This window comes from Paenibacillus solanacearum (genome assembly GCF_910593845.1).
Taxonomy (GTDB): domain Bacteria; phylum Bacillota; class Bacilli; order Paenibacillales; family NBRC-103111; genus Paenibacillus_G; species Paenibacillus_G solanacearum.
The window spans coordinates 58768-81417 of record NZ_CAJVAS010000012.1 but is presented as its reverse complement, the minus strand read 5'-3'; the positions used below and the strand labels follow the sequence as shown (position 1 = coordinate 81417).

General features: G+C 49.4%; 11 protein-coding genes, 1 pseudogene and 1 CRISPR repeat array. Of the genes and pseudogenes, 3 read left to right on the top strand and 9 right to left on the bottom strand.

The features are described 5' to 3' along the window. Window positions 1-231: 231 nt before the first annotated feature. Entirely contained in the window at window positions 232-3447 is a 3216-nt protein-coding gene (locus tag KXG62_RS15225) for an ATP-binding protein (protein ID WP_218092844.1), read from the bottom strand. A 276-nt stretch (window positions 3448-3723) separates the two neighbouring features. Here KXG62_RS15225 and KXG62_RS34645 point away from each other — a divergent pair. After that, a pseudogene (locus tag KXG62_RS34645) lies at window positions 3724-4317 on the top strand (transposase); the annotation flags it as partial. Window positions 4318-4720: 403 nt separating this feature from the next. Beyond that, window positions 4721-5422 (top strand): RNA polymerase sporulation sigma factor SigK, encoded by a 702-nt coding sequence (gene sigK / locus KXG62_RS15215; RefSeq protein ID WP_218092843.1) that lies wholly within the window; start codon window positions 4721-4723, stop codon window positions 5420-5422. Window positions 5423-5537: 115 nt separating this feature from the next. Next, a CRISPR array of direct repeats spans window positions 5538-10854; the repeat unit is 32 nt; unit sequence ATTTCAATCCACGCATCCGTGAAGGATGCGAC. 177 nt (window positions 10855-11031) lie between these two features. On the opposite strand, the gene cas2 is transcribed toward sigK, so the two are convergent. The 7 genes from cas2 to cas3 all read right to left on the bottom strand — a co-directional run bounded on the left by cas2 (window position 11032) and on the right by cas3 (window position 19212). Then, window positions 11032-11322 carry a CRISPR-associated endonuclease Cas2 gene (cas2, locus tag KXG62_RS15210; protein WP_218092842.1) on the bottom strand — a complete coding sequence of 97 codons (291 nt, stop codon included), beginning with the start codon at window positions 11320-11322 and terminating at the stop codon, window positions 11032-11034. Window positions 11323-11330: 8 nt separating this feature from the next. Then, complete coding sequence (cas1c, locus tag KXG62_RS15205; RefSeq protein ID WP_218092841.1) at window positions 11331-12362, bottom strand: type I-C CRISPR-associated endonuclease Cas1c; 1032 nt, start codon at window positions 12360-12362, stop codon at window positions 11331-11333. Next, window positions 12359-13018, bottom strand: coding sequence for a CRISPR-associated protein Cas4 (cas4, locus tag KXG62_RS15200; RefSeq protein ID WP_218092840.1), 660 nt, complete (start codon window positions 13016-13018; stop codon window positions 12359-12361). Before cas4 ends, cas1c begins: the two co-directional genes overlap by 4 nt. After that, window positions 13008-13868 carry a type I-C CRISPR-associated protein Cas7/Csd2 gene (gene cas7c, locus KXG62_RS15195; protein ID WP_218092839.1) on the bottom strand — a complete coding sequence of 287 codons (861 nt, stop codon included), beginning with the start codon at window positions 13866-13868 and terminating at the stop codon, window positions 13008-13010. Before cas7c ends, cas4 begins: the two co-directional genes overlap by 11 nt. A 13-nt stretch (window positions 13869-13881) precedes the next feature. After that, window positions 13882-15810: a type I-C CRISPR-associated protein Cas8c/Csd1 gene (gene cas8c, locus KXG62_RS15190; RefSeq protein ID WP_218092838.1), complete on the bottom strand. Its 1929-nt coding sequence runs from the start codon at window positions 15808-15810 to the stop codon at window positions 13882-13884. Further along, window positions 15807-16529 carry a type I-C CRISPR-associated protein Cas5c gene (gene cas5c, locus KXG62_RS15185; protein ID WP_218092837.1) on the bottom strand — a complete coding sequence of 241 codons (723 nt, stop codon included), beginning with the start codon at window positions 16527-16529 and terminating at the stop codon, window positions 15807-15809. The genes cas8c and cas5c overlap by 4 nt, the downstream gene beginning before the upstream one ends. Before the next feature lie 247 nt (window positions 16530-16776). Then, window positions 16777-19212, bottom strand: a complete 2436-nt coding sequence (gene cas3 / locus KXG62_RS15180; RefSeq protein ID WP_218092836.1) for a CRISPR-associated helicase Cas3' — start codon at window positions 19210-19212, stop codon at window positions 16777-16779. Between the two features lie 404 nt (window positions 19213-19616). Between cas3 and KXG62_RS15175 the strand changes: the two genes are divergently transcribed. Further along, a complete protein-coding gene (locus KXG62_RS15175) occupies window positions 19617-19781 on the top strand; it encodes a hypothetical protein (RefSeq protein WP_218092835.1) in 165 nt (54 codons plus the stop codon). Window positions 19782-20117: 336 nt separating this feature from the next. Here KXG62_RS15175 and KXG62_RS15170 read toward each other — a convergent pair whose 3' ends face one another. Next, entirely contained in the window at window positions 20118-22493 is a 2376-nt protein-coding gene (locus tag KXG62_RS15170) for a YcdB/YcdC domain-containing protein (protein WP_218092834.1), read from the bottom strand. Window positions 22494-22650 lie beyond the last annotated feature (157 nt).

Below are 22650 nucleotides of genomic sequence, written 5' to 3'. Positions count from 1 at the left end.
AACGAAGATGTAGTACGTTCTCTTTCTCAATACATCGAGCGGCAGATTGCAGCCTGCTTCGCCCAGCGGACGTTTGGTCGACTCCACCTTCTATTAAATGTTTGCCAGACCAGCAATCCCCTCATCCCCAGCTTCCGACGATCACCAGAAGAATTTGGCCTAAGCCGCACCTCCAAACGAGACAGCAGAGTCCTACGCAATCCCTACAATGTCGTCATGTGCCTAATCCCATTACATATCCCCTGGCAACGAAAGCGTCAGCAAGCAGCCCCCGTCTTCCGGCGACGAGAGCTCTAAAGAGCCGCCGAGCGATCTCGCCCGCTCGGTCATAACCCGCAGGCCGATTCCTGGCCCGGCGGCCGGTTCACATCGCTTGCCATCGTTCCACAAGACGAAGCGGATCCAGCCGTCCTGATGATCGAGCTCGAACCGGAAACGGCGGCACTCTCCATGGCGGATGCCGTTGGTCAACCCTTCGCGCAAAGCGTAAAAAATCACTTTTTTATGCAGCGGGCCAAGCGGCGGAAGCTGTTCAATCCGTATCTCTGCCGTTACACCGGCCGCCTGCACGGTTTCCTCCAACAGTTCCCGCAATGCAGGCTCGAGATCGTAGTCCGCGCCGCTTTGCTTCATCATCCGTACCGATTCGCGCACTTCCTCCAGGCCTTTGCGAACCAGATCCTGCGAGAGCTGCAGCTTGGCATACCCCCGCTCGTCGTTTCGCATCAGCAACCGCTTGGCCGCTTCAAGCTGAACGATCGTCGTAGTAAGCGTGTGACCGACGATGTCGTGAATGTCGCCGGCAATCCGGTTGCGCTCTTCGACGACCTGCAGCTCTGCCGTTGCCTGAGCCGTTGCCTGCATCGATTGCTGCAGACGAAGGTGCACGCGCTCCAAATCGGAGGTCCGCTCCTGCACGAGCTGCTCTAGCGAATGGGTCAGCCGCGATAGCTGCAGTTGAACGTTAATACGGGCGAGCAGCTCATTCTTCGCTAAAGGCTTGGTCAAATAGTCGTTCGCGCCGGCGTCGAATCCTTCCAACAGATCGGTCAGCCGATTCCTCGCCGTCAGCATAATGACCGGTAGCTCGCTGGCCGAGAACTGCTTGCGGATCGACCGGCAGATGTCGTACCCGTTTCCGTCGGGAAGCATAACGTCGAGCAGCACCAAGTTTATGCTATGCTGTTCTAACATTTGCAGCGCTTCTCCGGCGGAATAAGCTTTGATCAGAGTATACGGCTGCTGAAACAAATAATTGTCCAGCACCTGATGGTTAATTGACTCATCGTCAACGAGCAGCAAAGTTATGCCCGAACCGTCCGATACTGCTGAAGGAACGGAAGAAGAGTTCGGTTTGGCCTGCAGACGTTCTTCCGCCGACCGAGTCGGATTCGCTGTTCCTGTATCCTGCACCGGCACCGACTCCGCGTTCCCGTGCTCTTCGGACGTCAAGTCAGCCCCGCCCACGAGCGGCATCGTAAACGAGCATTCCGTACCTTTTCCCGGCACAGAACGGATCTGGATCGAACCGCCTTGCAGTTCGACCAGCTTCTTGGTTAACGGCAAGCCAAGTCCTGTTCCCTCCAGCGTCGCGGCAATCTCGCCAACTTGTTCGAATGGCTCGAATACGGCAGCCAGCTTATCGCCGGGAATTCCCACTCCCGAATCCGCGACTGCAATCCGCATCCATTCGCCTTCCAGCACGGCGTTCACGGCAATTTCCCCCGATGGCGTAAATTTCACGGCGTTGCCGATCAGGTTGTACAATATTTGCTGCAATCGGTCGGGATCCGCAGCGATCGGCGGCAGAGCGGCATCGACCTGGTTGACCAGCAGAACGCTTTTACCGACAGTCATCGGACTGAAAGCGGCCAACACAACACCGACTGCATCACGCAGTTGTACGGATTCCGTATGCAGCGGGATATCGCGGTGTTTGATTTTAGCCAAATCCAGAATATCGCTGACAAGCCGTGACAGCCTCTTGCCGCTGGCTGCGATCAGATGCAGGTTATGGCGAGCCGCTTCCGGAAGCGGTCCGGCAAGCCCTTCCAATAGAGACTCGGCCAGACCGATCATCCCATGGAGAGGCGTCCGCAATTCGTGGGACGTATTGGCGAGAAATTCATCCTTCAGCTGATCCATCGATTCAAGCCGGTCGTTTTTATCCCGCAGTTGTTCCGCAAGCTTGCGGGATTGGCGAAAAACATCCTTCAGTCTGGAGACGATCATCATCCCCAAGGAGAGCACGAACAGAAACATGCCCACATAGAACAGATTTGCCTTCCAATAATAGGAGAAATAAGGCATATGCCCTATCGCAAAGGCATTGATCCAGGGAACGTATAGGAAAAGCCATTCCAGACCTTTCGATAGAACGAGCATGACGGTGCCAAAAGCGAGCCAGCGCGTCTCCGCGTCCTTGCGATGACGAAACCAATGCAGCATCGGACGAGCTAAATACAATAGAGCCGCCCCAAGCGCGATCGGGTATACATAATATTCCGTTGCCATGAACCAATACCCGTCATCAAGAGCCAGCACGCTTGAAATGACCGTATACGCGAGCATAAAGCGGGCAACGTTGCGGCAAGCGCGTCTAACTGGACCTTCTTCGGCTAGTTGTTCAAGCAGACCGAATATGGCGAACGCACCAAGCAGCGGACCCAGATTCTGAAAGTAGCCGACAAATAACGGGGGATCAAACAAGCTCACAATACTCGAACGGGCGAAGCAGGTATATGCCACACTGAAGTTCAGCAGTGAAAAGTAGCCGTGCAGCGCCTCCTTGTTGTAAAACAAAAACGTGCAGAACGCGACGAATCCGAGGAATGCATAACAGACGGTCAGCGCGATCGTCAACAAATTCGCCCGAATGATCTGCGTCATGATGCTGCTGGCCTCGAATATGATAAGCCGGCCGAAGTACAGCCCCCCGTCCTTCTGCGGCATCACCTGCAAATAAATCGTTTTCCCCGCATAATCGACAGGAAGCCGATAAAAATCTTTTTCATAATACGGATCGATCCATCGGCTCGGACGGCTCCAGTTAAAATCGGCGATTTGCTTACCATCCAGATAAATTTGGTACTTCTTGGAGTCGCGAATCTGCAGCAATGGATCTCGCTGCGGCTCCGCAGGCTCGGGCAGCGTACGTTTCACCCAGAATACCCCGGCATACCGTTTCGCTTCCGGCGTTGCTGCCAACGCTTCGTACGGCTTCCACGGGATGCCTTCATCGACGATCCGGCCTTCCGCCACCTGCACCTCCCCCATGACCGCTTCCCAGCCGGGCTCGTCTTCCAACGTATAGACGTATTTCCCTTTAAACTCGGAAAAACCGCCATTGACGAAATAAGTGAAGCCGATGATCCCGGACAAAATGACGGCAACGATCACGATATAATCCAAACTTCGATGCCACCGCAGCCCACACGGTCGTTTCATGGATTGCTTTTCCCTCCCAGCAGCTCGCATCTAAAGTTGGACATCCGATCCATATGGATCATCCAATCCTCCCCGCTCATGAGCGATTTGGTTCAAGTGTACCGTCAATGGTATATACTAGCAATGCGCCTAAAGGGCAAACCACGACGATGACTCGTCACGAACGACGAGCTCAGGCTGCTGCCTAGACTGAAACAACATGACATCGTCGGCTTCTGTGCTGGGAATATCGATATGGGCTAAATACAACGTTAGTTTTTGGGTTTTAAATCGAACCCCGCGATTCGTTTGTACTGCAAGTCTTGTCACGTCGGATTCGGGTGGGTCTACGGATTTGTGGGACACAAACAGCAATACAGCAAGCATTTTCGCTCCATTGCCGTCGAGCACGCGCTCGGCTCAACAGCAGCGCATAGTGTCCGCATACTGCAAGCTCCGACAAGCACGGTGCAACGTCTGCACGAGGAGGCCATTTCGCAGATGAGCGAGCACGTTCAAGCCAAAGCTTGGGCAGAAGCCAAAACGATGGGCTGGTGCTTGGCGTGGATGACTTCGCGATCATGAAGGGGCACCTACAATACCGGTATTCATAATCTTCGCGGCGAAACGATGCTCGGATTTGCTGCCGGGCCGTAAGCTGGAGGATTTGCGAGTCTTCGCCGCCAACCATCCAGACTTCCTCTGTTTGTCTTAAAAACGATGCGAAACTGGAAGGTGGAGATCGTTAACTATCATCGGTGCAGATGGACGAACGCCACGGTAGAAGGCAGCCATAATCGCATTAAGGCTTTCCAGCGCCGTCGTTACTTTACGCGCAATCGTCGCAACTACAAGGACGGTATCCTTTTGAAGTGCAATCGGCATCGCTAAGGGATTTAATCGTCAAGCACTGATTTTAAGGTTGAGCCATAATTAGACAAGGACTTATAGTTTTTGAAGTACTGGGGAAGTTGTACGGAAAATGACACAAAGACACTTTGCTATTATTTCCAACTTAATATAAAAATGGAAGTATGGCTGTGGAAAAAAAAGTTATCGATCAGAGCACATGACTGTTTTGGTGCGTACATTACCAGGGAGATCAACGTGCAGCTGGACTCCGGTTATTTTTTTGAATCAACAAACTATTTTGTAAGTACAGGCACTTCTAGGCTGCCGCCCACATAAAATAAAACAAATCTTTCAGCGGATGCCTCCGATTCCCTTATGCTCCGCCGACCCATACAACTGCAACGAAAGTAGCTTTTTTATAACTTTGAGGGGGTGGCCCAGCATGCCCGGATTTTTCTCCGCCATTGCGCTATTCATCAAGGAATTAATGTTACTGGTTTCCTACGTAAAAAACAACGCATTCCCACAACCGCTTGCCGAAGAAGAGGAAGAAAAGCATTTAAGGTTAATGGCCCAAGGAAATCAATACTCCCGGAATATGTTGATAGAACATAATCTTCGACTCGTTGCCCATATCGTCAAAAAATTCGATAACACCGGCGAAGACCTAGAAGATCTGATCTCTATCGGAACCATCGGGTTGATCAAGGCGATCGAGTCTTTTTCTCCGGATAAAGGGACCAAGCTGGCTACCTTTGCCGCACGTTGTATAGAGAACGAGATCCTGATGCATCTTCGTTCTCTAAAAAAAACGCGCAAGGACGTTTCCTTGCATGATCCGATCGGGACCGATAAGGAAGGCAACGAGATCACGCTCATCGATATTCTCGGCACCGAGGCCGACGATGTTGTCGATAAGGTGCAGCTCAAGATCGAAAAGTCAAAAATATACCGCAATCTGGATATATTGGATGAACGGGAGCGGGAAGTTGTCGTCGGTCGTTTCGGACTGGAAGCCGGGGGCGAGGAGCGGACGCAGCGTGAGATTGCAAAGGAACTGGGAATCAGCCGCTCATACGTGTCGCGGATCGAGAAGCGGGCGCTGATGAAGCTGTATCATGAGTTTTATAAGGCGAAGCGGTAACGAAGGTTAAAATGAATACCCGTCAAGCGCAACGCCTTTCGGCTATGGAGCCGGGAGGCGTTTTTACATGGACAAGCAGATCAGAGCTGCATGGACTGATGATCGATAAGATGGTAGTTCAATCCACGCATCCGTGAAGGATGCGACCAATTCATGCGGCTGCAAAGCTCGGGCGGCATGATTTCAATCCACGCATCCGCGAAGGATGCGACAACAGCCAGGCCTTAACAACTTCGGTCATGCTTTTATTTCAATCCACGCATCCGCGAGGGATGCGACAATCGGTGCGGATGGACAAACACAACACAAGATGATTTCAATCCACGCATCCGCGAGGGATGCGACGCTATCCGTCTTGCTCTGTGCAATACAATCGCCGATTTCAATCCACACATCCGCGAAGGATGCGACCAATCCAGTTTCGACACCCTTTCGACGCCGATGGAATTTCAATCCACGCATCCGCGAAGGATGCGACGATAAACTTAACGATCCCTTTCCAATTCTTCACATTTCAATCCACGCATCCGCGAAGGATGCGACTAACCCTGCCCGGGTCCATCTGCATTCTGATCTTATTTCAATCCACGCATCCGTGAAGGATGCGACGTTCGCGGCATGAATCGATTCAGCAGCATATGAAAATTTCAATCCACGCATCCGTGAAGGATGCGACAAGCCGCGCTGCATGCTGGCTAAAGCATGTGTGCATTTCAATCCACGCATCCGTGAAGGATGCGACATGGCGTGATGCTAGCGGGCGCTTGCGTGATGAATTTCAATCCACGCATCCGTGAAGGATGCGACACCGTGATCGCGCCCGGCGCGGAAGCGTTAATACATTTCAATCCACGCATCCGTGAAGGATGCGACACCTCCGCAAAAGCCGTGCTGATTTAGAAGCAGAATTTCAATCCACGCATCCGTGAAGGATGCGACATCATTGGAACAAACTGCCGCAAAGCTTGCAGGAATTTCAATCCACGCATCCGTGAAGGATGCGACGAAGTTACTTTTACGTTGTCCTCTTTGCGGATTTATTTCAATCCACGCATCCGTGAAGGATGCGACAGGCATCATTCTGGCTGCCTGCCCGATTGCCAAATTTCAATCCACGCATCCGTGAAGGATGCGACGAACGCATGTGAACATGCTGGACTACAGCCTGATATTTCAATCCACGCATCCGTGAAGGATGCGACCAGTTTTGAACATCGAAGCACATAAGGGGGTATATTTCAATCCACGCATCCGTGAAGGATGCGACGGAAAAGGATCTCAAGCGCCACAAGCGCGAATTAATTTCAATCCACGCATCCGTGAAGGATGCGACGGCATGTTACGATAACCGAATTTAAAGATATCCGGATATTTCAATCCACGCATCCGTGAAGGATGCGACGCAGTACGCGAGCGAAGGTCTAACTAAACTTATGGATTTCAATCCACGCATCCGTGAAGGATGCGACATTTCCGACGAATCAAAAAAAACTGTACGGGATGATTTCAATCCACGCATCCGTGAAGGATGCGACGATCAGGACGAATAACACGCTATCACCATAATCAAATTTCAATCCACGCATCCGTGAAGGATGCGACTGGCGTGGCTAATCACGTCGGCATGGCTTTGGATATTTCAATCCACGCATCCGTGAAGGATGCGACTGTAATAGTCCAGCACTAGCGAAAGCTGCTGTCGTATTTCAATCCACGCATCCGTGAAGGATGCGACTGGGACAAGTGCATAATGCGAATATTTACATGTCTATTTCAATCCACGCATCCGTGAAGGATGCGACCATACGTGACGATAACGAGCGGAGAGCGTACCTAATTTCAATCCACGCATCCGTGAAGGATGCGACTAAAATGGCTGAGTCATCAGCGTTGCGAACGTTATTTCAATCCACGCATCCGTGAAGGATGCGACATACATGGATAATTATTTTGCAAGCATTTTTAGATTTCAATCCACGCATCCGTGAAGGATGCGACCCTTTAATTGCTCCACAACCGGCGTTGGGTTAAATTTCAATCCACGCATCCGTGAAGGATGCGACGCTCTTTTAAGCCGCCTTGTCCAAGGTTGTAACAATTTCAATCCACGCATCCGTGAAGGATGCGACGAAAATTTCGTTCCGTCCCACCGCCATATATCAATTTCAATCCACGCATCCGTGAAGGATGCGACGATAACTCCATGTTGAAGAAACTGGAACGGCAGTATTTCAATCCACGCATCCGTGAAGGATGCGACGCCTAGCATCCTTGTACGCCGCTAGGATCGTGCCGATTTCAATCCACGCATCCGTGAAGGATGCGACTCTTTGGCCGTGGCAACAGAGCCGCCGACGATTTATTTCAATCCACGCATCCGTGAAGGATGCGACGCCCGGATACATTTACTACCGGCTCATGATGAACATTTCAATCCACGCATCCGTGAAGGATGCGACGGCTTCCTTGCCTTTGTATGCCTTGATCGCGTCAAATTTCAATCCACGCATCCGTGAAGGATGCGACCCACGAAAAGCCCATACTCCTTTGCTACTTCCCCATTTCAATCCACGCATCCGTGAAGGATGCGACGCGAGATTTTATGTGTCATCTTACTCGCCCCTGTTTCATTTCAATCCACGCATCCGTGAAGGATGCGACCTGTTGCTGCGCCCTAATGATTGCTTCGATTTGTTATTTCAATCCACGCATCCGTGAAGGATGCGACCCTAGCATCCTTGTACGCCGCTAGGATCGTGTCGATTTCAATCCACGCATCCGTGAAGGATGCGACTAGCAGAAAAGTGGAGTATCCCCGTTTTCGCAACAATTTCAATCCACGCATCCGTGAAGGATGCGACCTAGCGGGAGTTTATTGGATGGGGTGCGGCCATGATTTCAATCCACGCATCCGTGAAGGATGCGACCCAAGATGTTGGACAAATCGTAGCCGACATAAATATTTCAATCCACGCATCCGTGAAGGATGCGACATGCATATTCGCCAGCAGCGACAAAACTGATAATATTTCAATCCACGCATCCGTGAAGGATGCGACTCTCCCATTTACATTAATTATTTTCATAACAATATTTCAATCCACGCATCCGTGAAGGATGCGACGGTGGTTCCGGTGTTTCGGGTATAGGCGGGACATTTCAATCCACGCATCCGTGAAGGATGCGACGGTGGTTCCGGTGTTTCGGGTATAGGCGGGACATTTCAATCCACGCATCCGTGAAGGATGCGACTGATATATCATGGTGGGAAAAAGCGTTCAACTTTGATTTCAATCCACGCATCCGTGAAGGATGCGACCATGGCCTTTCCTGCGTCTTTAAGTTTGTCAAAGGCATTTCAATCCACGCATCCGTGAAGGATGCGACTTATTACGTCATCCGGCTTTAACGGCGTTTTCGTATTTCAATCCACGCATCCGTGAAGGATGCGACTGGAAGCGGCAGCAAACACGCCTTTCAGGATGCTATTTCAATCCACGCATCCGTGAAGGATGCGACGACAATGGAGATACCCAAGAGCGCAAGACCCCATATTTCAATCCACGCATCCGTGAAGGATGCGACTCGCGGCCCTAACGGGGTCATGTCTTATATATGATTTCAATCCACGCATCCGTGAAGGATGCGACGTTGACTTGCTTGCCGTTTACCGTGACTAATTGTATTTCAATCCACGCATCCGTGAAGGATGCGACATCATGATTTCCTTCGCTCTTGTCTCCCAATATGATTTCAATCCACGCATCCGTGAAGGATGCGACGCGTTTCTAATCTCGCTTACGCCACTCGTTTTATATTTCAATCCACGCATCCGTGAAGGATGCGACGGCTGAGCGGTGCCAAAGGTTGCAGCCGGGATTTATTTCAATCCACGCATCCGTGAAGGATGCGACTGTCGATTTCGTTTGATGATACATTGCCTATCGATTTCAATCCACGCATCCGTGAAGGATGCGACTAAGCATTAGCTGCCATTGCGTCGCGCCGCTAATATTTCAATCCACGCATCCGTGAAGGATGCGACCCGGGGCCGTTACGGACATGCACGGCACAAAGTTATTTCAATCCACGCATCCGTGAAGGATGCGACGTAATACCCCCGCCGATACCGGCACCGAGATAATTATTTCAATCCACGCATCCGTGAAGGATGCGACGAGAAGGGCAGCAAAAAGCGCATGGACAAAGACATTTCAATCCACGCATCCGTGAAGGATGCGACTTCCCGCCGAGAAAAGCGTGTATGCCGTTGTCGATTTCAATCCACGCATCCGTGAAGGATGCGACATGCGGGGCAGGCTTGGATTGTTGCCATTCGCGAATTTCAATCCACGCATCCGTGAAGGATGCGACCCGACCGACCGAGCGAACGCAATAGGCATGATGACATTTCAATCCACGCATCCGTGAAGGATGCGACGGGAACGCGGCGGTCGATCAAATCCTTTATGCGATATTTCAATCCACGCATCCGTGAAGGATGCGACCGAATAATCCGAAGCGTCTTGTTTTGGTAATTTTCATTTCAATCCACGCATCCGTGAAGGATGCGACCATATGACAGTTACTTATTACAAAGTAACAAAATATTTCAATCCACGCATCCGTGAAGGATGCGACAGACCAGCTCATGACCCGTATGCAGGACTTGGTATTTCAATCCACGCATCCGTGAAGGATGCGACCTGATGCACAAAGTCGGCGCCTGGCTGCTAGAAAAATTTCAATCCACGCATCCGTGAAGGATGCGACGAACTGGAGTATTGCGACATGAAACTAAAGAGGGTATTTCAATCCACGCATCCGTGAAGGATGCGACCGGCGAAGCTTTCAGACAACATGATCTTGGAGCAATTTCAATCCACGCATCCGTGAAGGATGCGACCAGCCATTTTCAAACCTCCAATGTGTTAACTTTATATTTCAATCCACGCATCCGTGAAGGATGCGACGAGAAAGAGTTGGAGGACCTCCAAACGGAAAAGATTTCAATCCACGCATCCGTGAAGGATGCGACCCTGTTGCCAATACTTTAGGGATATCCATGGAGATTTCAATCCACGCATCCGTGAAGGATGCGACCCCCGGCTTTGTCCGGTATGGAGTAAACTTCATCATTTCAATCCACGCATCCGTGAAGGATGCGACGCTGCTGCGCCCTGATTATTGCTTCGATTTGTTATTTCAATCCACGCATCCGTGAAGGATGCGACATTAATATACTCGTTGGTGCCGCACCTACAAATATTTCAATCCACGCATCCGTGAAGGATGCGACCATACTACATTTTGGCTAGAAATGCTTTGAAAGAAATTTCAATCCACGCATCCGTGAAGGATGCGACTTTTGTAAAGCTCGGTTGATTTGCACATTGTTCTATTTCAATCCACGCATCCGTGAAGGATGCGACTGCGAAAAGTCAATAAAGATGTTCCCATCGGTCATATTTTTGACCGAAAAAGTCAAAAACACGACCATTCATTCCAACTTTAGCATTTATAAATATCAAAGTCGGAAATTTTGGAATAAAACTGTTAATAATTCGGTGCGAATGTCCCCGGAAAACTATGCGCGCTATACATTCGCACTATAAAATTAACGGTCCTTCTAAATCGATTGATTCTTTCACGCCGATATGTTCAACCTTATTTTTGTAATTGTTTCCCAACTGATAGAATCGGAGGCTGTCCTGATCTTTATCAATAATATCAATCAGCTTGAGCTTTAGAGTGGCAAATTGAGTTGCATCCACATTACATTCGAACACAGAATTCTGAACTCTTTGGCCATAACCTAGGCATGCCTTCGAAACCCTGCGCAATCTTCTTTGTCCGGCACTGCTTGTGGTACTTACATCATAAGTAATCAATACCAGCATTGATGCACCTACTTCCACATAAATGGAGGATACTCATCCAAATCACCACGCAAAAAACGTGCTAACAATATTGCTTGTGCATGAGGTACTAACCCCCAGGAAATATTCTCCCCGAGATACGGATGTGTTATCTTTTCTTGCTTTTTATTTTGCCATGCCGTCAAAAATTTCTTCCTGGCACCATCCGTCATGAGCACTGCGCCATTTTCCTTTTTGAAGAAATCGTCCTTGTTCACCACTTTTTTGTTTATTAACGAGAGGACAAATTTATCCGCATAGACTCCTCGCAGCTCTTCCATTACATCCAATGCCAGGGAGGCCCTGCCCGGACGATCCCTGTGCAAAAAACCTACGTAGGCATCCAGCCCTACAGCTTCCAAAGCAGACGCCGTATCGTTGGCTAATAAAGTATAAGCAAATGACAGCATCGCATTCACATTATCTTGCGGCGGCCGACGTGAGCGGGCATGAAAATAAAAATCGTCCGTTTGCTGCAAAATCATCTGACCGAACACTTTATTGTAGTTTACAGCGGCCTGTCCTTCTAAACCACGTAATCGTTCTAAGTCTTCACATTCCCGTATCTCCGGAATGATGGAAGATAAGTGCTGCGAGATTGCTTTAAAACCCGCCACATCGATCCGAAGCGGATAATCTCTGGTCATTCTTTCGAGCATCCACTTATGATTGTAGACCTTCGCTACAATAAAGTTTCGAGCTATGCGAGCTGATGCCAGCTCATCTTCGGACAAAAGATATTGTTTTTTTCGAAGAACGACGTTTCCTTTGCTTGGCCCAATCACTCTCGCCTGAAAGCGCCCGCTTGGAGTCAAAAAAGCGATGGAAATATTTCGTTCAGCGCAATATCCCATCAACGCCGGACTGGCACCCGTATAACCGAAGGACACGATCGATTCCAGATTATGAAGCGGAAATCTGCCGATCTTTTCCTGATCCTTGATCAGCACAATATTATCGCCGTCGAGCGACAAATAAACGTCCTGCTGCGTTACATATAACGTATTGAGGAGATGCCTCATTCCTTGATCTTCCCTTCAATATAGCTTCGGACAGTCCGTTTGTTCATAAGCTCAGGCAAGCAGATCGATTGAAGGGAACAGCTTTTGCAAAAAGCTCCTGTTTTCACTTTGGGCGTACGTCTCCGGTCGTAATATTCGTGCATTTCCGCAGCCATTCGTCTCACATTCTGTTTCAATCTTGCGGTCAGCGGCACTTCGACCCTGTGTTTGATCTCGTTATAATACATGTAACCCATGTTTACCTCGCACAGCAGCATTTCCTCCAAACACATCGCCTGCGCAGTCAACTGTAAAATATCCGATTCGTCCGTCTTTGGTTTGCCGCGCTTATATTCGACAGGATACACGACATAGTTGCCTTCGGCTCCGTTTATTTCAACGCCGCGGCTGTCTCGAACGAACTCAACTACATCACATATGCCGGCAAGCTTGAGCTCGTTCGACTTGACCGCCATGGCGCGGACAATAAGCTTGTCGCCTCGCTTTTCTCTCGTAAACGGCTTGTCCGCATTTCGATGGAGATACTGCCCTTCGACCGTCCTTACGTTTTCTTCCCACTGTTGCTCGATATGGATAAGAGCCCATTGCCGCTTGCAGAATTGAAAATGTTGAAGGCCAGACAACATAAGGTACTCGTCCTCATCCTTAACGACCATCCAAAACCTCGACGTCCAGTCCTTCCAGTTCGTTCAGCGTAATCGTATAATCATTCATCGATTTCGGTTGTTCCTTATTCGGTTGTATGGATAACGACCGATGTACTTTCGCGGACGAATATTGACCTAGCTTGGAACTATGGTTCCACCAATACACCTTGACTACTTCCATACTTCCCTCCGGTCTGGCGGACGACGAATCGTTTTCAAACAACGTCACGAGCGCTTGTTTCATTTTTTCCGCATCTACTTCAGTGAACCCGGTTTTTTCGGCCAATTGCGTGTTGATGCTGCCGTAAAAAACATATACGCCATAATCGACACGATGCTTCATTCCCATAGTATCCGAGCCTCTTTCTTTCCCCGGTTCGGAGTTGACACTCTTTGTAATTTGCATGCTGGTTATATCGATCGGGCTGACGCTGGTTGCAGTATGAATGGATACCGGTCCCCTTATACCTACGGATACACCCTTATCCCCGGTTCCTTTGAAAGCAAACACCTGGCCAAAGCTTCGAACATCGATCCATTGCTCGCAGGCAGCCTTGGCAAATTCGTCGCTGGAGCTGTTTTTCGATTTCGTTATTTTTTCCAGTGCGACGTTGGCTTCAGCACGTTCTCTCAAGCTTTTGAACTCGTCCACTTTTTTGTCATTCGACTGGACGAAGATGGATTCGCCGGCATCCAGAAGCCGGTTTCTTATTTTCCGTTTGATCGCAACATCCGAAATCTCGCCATGTCCGTCGTAGTTTTGCCGAGGCCTGTTACCGTTTAAAGGGTCGCCATTGGGATTTGCCTTCGTTACGGATAAAATTACAGCAAAGTCAATTTTATGATTCAAGATTGTCATTAGTTCCATCTCCCTAGTCATTGGATTGTTCCGCGGTATCGTCGTTGGTTTGTTTCTTAGGATCGTTTCCTTTTTCCTTCTTCTGGTACAATTCATGCCTTTGACTATAAAAACCAAGCAAATATTTTCCGGTTAACGATTCGTTGCTGAAGTCTTCGTATTGAAATTTCGAAGCAATTTCGTCGATCAGTCTGGATAAATCGGAGCCCTTCGCACCTAATCTCGCTTGATACGGCTGCAAGCTCGCCTGAATCGTTTTCCATGTTCTTTCCGGATATTGGGAGAATGAGTTCATATAGCGAATGGCGTTCGTGGAACGAGGCTCATCTAATGCGCGTCTCTCCAATACATCGGCCACTGCCAGCAATCGTCCAAACAAGTAGCTTCGGTCATTGTTATCCGTATCTAATGCCAACTTATACCCCTCCTGTTTATCGATCAGTTGTCTATTGATTAACGCGCATGCGATACTAAGCGTCTTCTCCCATTCCCACTTGTCCATCGATACAGGGTTTGAGGCTCGGCGAAACGCGCTTCTGACAACATCTATCGGAATCGCCCTGTTGTCGACAATGCATGGGAGCATACGCTCCATCAACCCTTTGATAACTTTTTCATTAGTGTGGGAGCCGTACGCTGCGAAAGCAATATCCTTCGTCGCAGGCGCGCCGAAAAATTGCACATATTCCCCATCGTTGTTTTTACGATAACGGTGCAGCCAAGCGCATGTGGAATGCCACTCGATGAGCCTTTGAAAGTACAGCTCCTTGTCCATATTTCGATAATACAGCACGGCCATCCGCCCTGTTGTGGCGGAATCGAGAATCAACAGATTGACATCTGTTTGATAAGAAGCCAGACTGTTCTTATAGCCGCCAAAAGCCTTTGACATCTCTATTGCAATCTCTTGGGCCGTAAAAGCTGCTTTCTGTTGATCGGGAATCGAGCCCGGAATAATGAAATAGGTGTCTTCCGTAAGATCGACAATGTCCGGCACGTCGTTCGCCCACACCAAAAAGACGCGCTGATCGATCATCTTGCCTTGGCGGTTAATCAGCCATTTCAACGCATTATGCGCTTTCTGCGACACTTCGTAGCTGATGCTGGCAACTTCGTCGCTTTGGGTAAATCGTCCCCTGTACGTAAACCCGCTCGTATCATTCGCAGAAATCAGCTTTGCTTTATCCGCTGCGTTTCTTATTTTGTTGGCGTGCCTGTCGGTGCTTGGAAGCATATTTCCCGTTACATAGCAAAGCTTCGCCTCGCCCTGTGACTGGCTGTAATGACGGATGAAAGAATCATACATCTCCTGGTCCTTCCAAACCTTCGTTAATAGTTCATTCGGCGAATAAACATCAAATCGTATGAATGCGCTTTCTTGATCTCCGCTAAGGACGGTAAAGATTTCCGGTTTCTCGTCGTATATAGACGAATACTGTTTGTCCCATTTGTCAATCAGCTTATTCTCGGCATCGACAGCAAGTATGTTCCGCTTCACCAAATCCTGTATTAATTGTTTTCTTCTCATATAAAGATAAATGCTCTTCACTTTCGGATGGCCATGCGGCGACTTCGCCCAACCTTCCAGCTGTGAGATATAAGCGGCAAACTGCTCTTCATGCTTCTTACCTCCGCCGTATGCGGCAAAGTCACCCGCAACATAGCTTAGTTTATCGTGAAGCGGATACGGCGCAATGACAGAGCCTGCCCGGCTTGCCGACTTTTCCGTACACGGAATTACGGTATTGGCATCGCTCTTATCGATAACCGAAGCGTGATAAAATTCGCCGTCCTCCGTCACCAGCACTTCAATATGCGCAGATTGTGTCGTATGGGAGACGGGCAGCAACATATATTCATGACCGTTAAGCTTCTTCTCGATAACGCCGATCTGGTCTAGGTTGGATTCATAAGTCTCGTATAAATTCAATAGCCAACTCACGGATTCACCCCCTCTCCCAATTGTGTGAACAGCTCTTCAACCGAGTCCACATTATCGCTGCCAAAATGCTTCGGTTCCATATCCGAAACTTTGCGTACAAGCGTACATTCCTCTGGGGGAATAAAACGGATGATACCATTCTTCATGACCGGGTTCCACAGACGGATCTCCATCTGGCTTCTTCCCGTTTCATCCGGATAGTTGATACCGTGAACCATGGTTCCTAGGTAGATGTCGCCGCTACGGTCGTCATAATAGCTTTTCCCTTCACCGAACACGCACGGTTCAACATACCCTTGGCACTCACGGGAGCCAAGGAAAATATCCCTGCGTCCTCCGGCGCGGAGAGAGCGCTTGAGGATGCTATGATGCTTATTTTCGTTCCAATCGTAGGCCAAATCCGGTCTATGGGAGTTGAAAATGAAATGGGCGCGGCATTGGTAGCGCACATCCTTCAAGTAGGTATAATTGGCAAGCGTATTCCCGCCGCCGTATTCCATTGGCCGAATCCCCTTCGATTCCATCCGGATCGGATTCATGACACGAATTTCGTCCACGACAATCATAATCGACGGTTTCCAATAAACGCTTTCAACGATTCCTTTCATCGCCTGATATGTGGGAACCTGATAGGACAACTTTTCTCCTCCCAATTTCGTTAACGGATCAGTAAAGAGGGCGTATTGCCCATACACCTCGAACTCGATGCTATTTCGCATTTACGGTTACCTCCTTTCCACAATTTCCAATAATTTCATTATATTATTCTTCCAAATAATGGTCAACAAAATCTTATTAAATAATATATGAATTATTAAGGTATATTCCAAATGTCATATGACCTTAGTTCGTTCCCATACTCCCTCCAACTATGCTATAATGGGTCGTCGCTTCGATAGCGTGGATTGAAAAATATAGTATTTGATAAGGGAACCTATCTTCGAAACCAAAGATAGGTTTCTCCCTTTACATGATAAGCATTCCCATCGAACTATCGTTTTCGATGTCCAATCCAAATTCCCCACTATAGGCCCGTTCCTTCAGCACCAGCACTTTTCCGTCGAGGCAACGATCAAGCCCGCCGCTGCGATCCAATTCCCGAAGCTCATGATCGTAGAGGCTTATCGTATAATGCTGCGCGCTTCTAAGCAGTCGCGTTAGATCATCGATGGTACCGTCCCCATTCAACTCAGCAATGATGTCTTCCCCTTTGCCATAAGGGACAACGACTGAAGTCGTACGGTCATCGATGACATGAAAATGCTCCGCCGCCGTACGATAGCTGTTCGCAATAAAAAGCGGCAACCTTTGTCCTGTTTTGCTTTTATAAGCCTTATCGTTATATTCTCTGGAAGACGTCAGCAACTCCATCATACTTTTCCTCAAAGGAAGCACCGAATAATTCAGATCCGTTTCAAATTCCGTATAAAACTCTTTAAAATACCGTTCCATTGCCCGCCGTGATAAAATATTACCTCCATGATATTTGGAATCACGCTTCAAGTCTTTAAGTATCTTTCGAGCCATCTCCTTACCTACCTTGATTTCCTTCAAGCGGCTCAAACTCTCTTCCGCATGATCAATGACGTAAACCCTCTGTATTCCCTTCTTCCCATGCCGGTTGCATCGTCCTGCTGCCTGCGCTATTGAGTCCAGTCCAGCTAACGACCGGATTACGCAGTCGAAGCTGATATCCACCCCAGCCTCAATCAATTGTGTACTAATGCAAATGACCTTATTACCAACCGACAGCTGTCCCTTTACTTCTTCCAAAATTTCACTCCTGTGCGCTGCGCACATCGAAGTGCTTAAATGATACACAGGAATACCCGATCCGCGCGTTTTCAATTGACGGTATAGATCTTTTACAACCGCTTTCGTGTTCAGGATGATCAGGACGCTGTTCACTCCATCTTCGCTAACAGCAGTTTCGATAAAATCAACGAGTTTGGCGTTGGTAAACGATTCTTCCGTAGCTTTGTCAATGACTTCAACTCGCTTAAAAGCATCAATCACATCATCGAGACGGCCGATCATCTCTGCGCTCAGATTGATATCCAGCTTATGCTTAACAAAATCCAGAGCAGGCTGTGTCGCAGTGCACAGTACGATGCTGGACTGGCCGTACGCTTTCAAAAAATTGAGCGCCTGATTAAACAAGGAAACGCAAGAAATAGGGACTTTCTGCACTTCATCAAATATAATCACCGACTCGCATAAATTATGAAGTCTCCTACTATTTCTGCTTCCGTAAGCATAGAACACATTTAAGAATTGAACCATCGTCGTAAAAATGATCGGAGCATCCCAGTTATCCTTGGCCAGCTTCGCCTTTTGCTGCGTGTTTGCAAGGCCGTCCTGGTTCTCGTCATCATCTAGCGTATCTTCGATCACGTTTGAATGATGCTCTATTACAACCGCTTCATCCCCGACAATTTTTCGGATCTCTTCTGCGTTTTGCTCGATAATGGTCGTATAAGGAACGACATAAATGATACGCTTTTTCCCATAAACGGATGCATGCTTTAAAGCGTATCTGAAGCTTGCCAACGTTTTACCGCCACCGGTCGGAATCGATAATGTATAAATGCCTGAGGGCTTCACGGCAAACTGTTCACATTGCTCCGACATTTCACTTCTGAGCAGATGAATCGCCGACTTCGTTTCCGGCTGCTCTTTAAAACTTTGAATTTTGTTCATAAGTTTCACGTAGCATGCGTTAAACAGTTCTCTATTATTATGAGCCGGTTCATCGGGCCGGTTTGCTTCAAATATTCTTGTGTTCGTGCGATCTGCATCGATGAGTGCGCTGAACACAAATTTCGTCAAAAACATCAGCTTCGCTTCGCTATTGACCGGCGTAGGCTTCATTAAAAATCGTTCCAGTTCCGCAGCGGCTTTTTCTACGTAATCGTGAAACTCTTCTTCGCTCATTACATTGCCAAAAAAAGCTTGTCTGATCGATTCAAAATCGTCCAATTCCGGGCATTTTTTATCCCGGACCCGCTGCAAATACGCAGACTCCAGGTCAATAGATAGAAAATCGTGCAAATAGGAATGATGTGAAATAATCGCATTCCCTACAACTTCGGCCACAATGCCCTTGCATGGATTGCTACGGCTTATATGAAAAAGCTCGTACAGCAGCCTTCCACCCGCCGTCGAATGATCGACGCTGCCTCTCTTCGGCGGGGCAGAAGGTGTACTTGCAGCAGCCAATATGTAATCTCTAAAATGACGGGTATATTTCCCCAAGTCATGCAGCATTCCGGCCAGCCCGGTCAAATGCTTTACTTCGAGTTTTTCCCCATAGCTTTCCGCTAAAGCCTTTACCCCGAGCAGATGTTCTTCCACCGTTTGGATCTGATTATCACTTTCACGAATATGGGCTATAGATCGCATTTTAACGCCCCTCCATGGATTGGAATCAAAATCTTCTTACTTGTACTTGATATTTTTCTAATTCTATTTTATTCCATCTGATGGACAATAGCTTGTCAGGGAATACTTGTTCGTATATAGCATACGCCACTCCGAATCTAGCCTCAGCCTATCCGTGCCTGTACGGCCAAAAAAACTGCACCGCTGCATCGCACGGTACCTGCCGCTTACATCACCGGAGAAAGTAACGGCACACCCCAGCGCTTCGCAAGGGCGGACCCATAAGCCGCCATGATCCGTCACGACCCGGTCATGCATAAAACTCGTTACCGATCGTATGTCCTCCGTCGCTGTCGAAGCCATAAAGCTGATGATACAATGAGTTTCGAATCAACCACTTTCCCTTGAAAGGAGGTGTATCCCGAGTGAAAATGCTGCGTAAACGTTTAGTTCTTGGCGTGCTCGCTGTCGCACTCGCTGCCGGCGTCAGCCTGTCAGCGGCTCCAAAGGAAGCGAATGCCATGATGCCTGCATGCAGTGATATTATGGATTGCATTCATACGGCGCACTGGTACTATTTCCTGCGCTAGAAGCGGAGAAGGCTGCGTGAAGCATGCCCTCCCCGCAAGTGCAGCTTCGGAAACGAACGTGCCGAAGCTTGCTATACATGTCCGATCCTGCGCGGATCGGGCATTTTTTATCCATACATAACCCGCCTCAAGAATCGGCCGCACAGCCTAATCCTCGATGTTCATGCGCCCATCAAACACCAGCCCATTCCCGTCCTTTCCCCCTCGAGGCAATGTTCACTCTAAAAGAAAAACAATAACCCGCCGCATCTCATTATTGAGCTGCAACGGGTTATTGATGATACGCTGGAGCGGAATTACGCCTTCGCGGCAGCCGCTCTCACTGCGAATGAATGATTAAAAATATACCGGATATTTCCGATCCTGAATCTCGGCGCGTTTTTGCAAATAGCGGAAAAATGCGGTCGCCGCATCCGCTCTCGAAACTTCTTGCTCCGGCTCGAAGCTGCCGTCCACCGGCGACATGATGCCAAGTCCCACGACGATAGCCGCTTCGCCCAGATGCTTCAGCTTCGCCTTGTCGGCGAATTGATCGTTGAACACGGCGTCGTGCTGCGCCAGGCCGCTTAGGCCGAGCGCCTTGACGATGAGGCTGGCCATCTCCTCCCGGTTCATTTTATCCTCCGGCCGGAAATCGGTGCCGGGGGTAAGCAGCCCGCGGTCGACAGCGTTCTCGACGTAGGCGAAATAGGCGGAGCCCGCCTTCACGTCGGCAAAGGAAGCGGTGCGATTGGCATCGTAACGGATGCCGCCGTTGCCGCCGTTCATCGCGATGACAAGCATCTTGATCATTTCGCCGCGTGTGATCGATTGGTCCGGACTCACTTTGCCGTCCTTCACGTCAAGCGCCTGGTAATCGAGCATCAGCTGCAGCTCGCTTTGCGCCCAGTGGCCCTCGATATCGTCGGCCTTCACCCGCTCCAGCGATACCGCTTCGCCGGTGGAGGCATTTTTCCAAGTACCCGATACGGCATCGAGCACGACCGGCTCTCGGAAATATTTCGGCATCAGCTTGTAGACCAGCTTCGCTTCCTTGGACTTGCCGGCTGCGTCCGGGGAAGCGCCGGGCGCGATTTCGCCGGCTGCGATCATCAGCTTGATCTTATCGGGATATACCCGCGCGTCGGACAGATCGGGCTCATAGCCCAGCTCGATATCGTACTGCGCGAGCAGCAGGTCCTTCGCCTTCTCGAGCGAAATGACTTGCGGCTTCTGCGTCGGATACGCGGAGGTGCTTATCGCGTTGGAGAAGCCGATCACGTCGCCGGTCTCTCGGTCGACATTCACGAACACGGCTTCGCCCCCGGCACTCACATCGTCAATGACTCGTTTGAAACGGATATCCCATGTTTTCATTTTTTTCAGCAGCAGCGGCTGGATTTGCTTTTCCGGCGTCGTATCGGGAACGAGCTCGGCGGTATACCCGGGCAGCAGCTTCTTCACCAGCTCAGCCGCTTTGGCTTTCGCTTCGTCCTGCGACACTTTAGCTTCGACGTCTTTTTCCTCGGCCATCGGTACGTACAGCGAATTCAGATTGAAGTTTTTAATTTCGCCGGTTTTGCTGTCAACCGTCGCCCATGCGGTACTGCCGGCGAGTTTGGCGTTATCTTCGTTCTCCACGGCCGGCTTGCTCCAGTTCAAATTCCAGACGGAGGTCGTCTCGCCCGTGTCCGGGTTCGTATATTCGTTGTACGACGCATTTTGCAGCTTGACGCCCGCAGGCAGGGTGAACGTAGAGGTGACTTTCTCCACGGCCTGCTCTTTGGTTAAATTGAGCGATGGGGACGGCTTATCCGCAAGCGGTTTATCCGTCAACGGGCGCTCCTCCCCGCCGGCCTGCGGAAGGCCAGCCTGATCCCAAGGCTCGCCCTTGGCCGCGTCAATCATGAAGGTGCCGATCTGGTACGTCGTGATCGGCTTCCGGTCCCCTTTGGCCTGATACGGAATTTCGTACATAAGCTCGATCTTCGCTTTGTCCCGGAACGCCTGTACGGCCTGCTCCAGGCTGATGGGAGAAGCAACCTTCTCAAAAGCCGCCGTGTCGTCCCATTGGAAGCTGTAGCTGGTCACTTGTCCTTCCCCGTTGACGCTGACGTTCACGCCATTTTGCGTATACGGCACACCGGACACTGTCCGGTCGTAACGGATATGGTACTGATAATTCCCGTCCAGCGGCGTGAGAAATGATTGCTCGTCACGCTCATCGTACCGCAGCTGCTCCCGTTCGCCGGCATTCATCTTGGCGATCCAGTCATCCGCAATTTGTTTCGCCGCCTTGTAGTCCGCTTTGGGCGGGTAGCTTGGCTTACGCTCGGGATCGTTCTCGTTCATATAATAATTGGTGAGCCTGCCGTCCGTCCCGTCGATCGTAATGCTGATATTGCCGTAATAATGATCTTTGACGGTTTTGGAGAAATTCATGCTCCAGTTCGCACCGGCTTGCCCGTAGGGATATCCGCCCGAATTCAAGTTAATCGAATTAAGCACGTATCCTTCGGGGATCGCAATATACTTTTTGGCCAGCTCGATGGCTTGATCCTTCGATATTTTCACTTCCGCCGGATCGGCTTGGCCTTTGTTCGGCATCACCGGAGAGCTCACGGACATGCCGTCCGCTGCAATGACCGATTCGTTAGCCCAAACCTGCGGCGCGCCGGTGAGCAGCAATGCCGACGCAATAGCTACAGTTCCCGCTTGTTTTAACCTCTTCAAACTGAATCCCCCTCACTGTCCTATGCAAAATGTTGCGAATCTACTTCCTATACGTCAAGGGATTGGAAAATGTTGCGCCGGAATAAAAAAAGTATACCTATCTATCTACATGTAATAAATAATGACATAAAATAAATTTCATATTACATTAAAGTAA